General features: G+C 65.2%; 1 protein-coding gene. It reads left to right on the top strand.

The window, feature by feature from the left end:
• On the top strand, positions 1 to 673 hold a 673-nt coding region (locus JF781_RS28095; RefSeq protein ID WP_225341372.1), incomplete at both ends, for a PPE family protein.

Raw genomic sequence — 673 nt, 5'->3', positions numbered from 1 at the left:
AGAGGTCATCTCCACCCAGCTCTACGCCGGACCCGGCGCGGCACCCATGCTGTCCGCAGCCGCCGCATGGGCAGCGCTGGCCGCCGAATTGCATTCCACCGCTTCGTCTTACGGCACGGTGGTCTCGGAACTAGTCAGCGATTCGTGGGAGGGTCCGTCATCAACCTCCATGGCGGCCGCGGCCGCACCGTACCTGACTTGGATGTCGAACACGGCGGCCCAGGCAGAGCAGACCGCCGCCCAAGCCCAGGCCGCGGCTAGCGCCTACGAGGCCGCCTTGGCGGCCGCTGTCCCGCCAGCGCTCGTCGTTGCGAACCGCAGCCAACTGGCATCACTGCAGGCGACCAACCTGTTGGGGCAAAACGGGGCGGCGATCGCGGCCACCGAAGCCGAATACGCCCAGATGTGGTCCCAAGACGTCGCCACGATGTTCGCCTATGCCAGCTCGTCGGAGGCCGCCGGGGAGCTGACCCCGTTCGAAAAAGCGCCGGCTACCACAAATGACACAGGCCAAGCGGCCCAGGCAACCGCGACAGCCGCCTCATCGTCTACGTCTTCATCGTCGTGGCTGACCCAGCTGGAGAACTACATCAACTCGCTCTCCACGCAGTACAACCAATCGTGGGAGAACTTGATCGAAGGAATGACGGGCAATTCCGAGATAGCGCCGCTG

The organism is Mycobacterium sp. WUMAC-067 (assembly GCF_020217485.1).
GTDB lineage: Bacteria > Actinomycetota > Actinomycetes > Mycobacteriales > Mycobacteriaceae > Mycobacterium.
The sequence above is the reverse complement of the archived record's forward strand: the minus strand, read 5'-3'. Positions and strand labels throughout refer to the sequence as shown.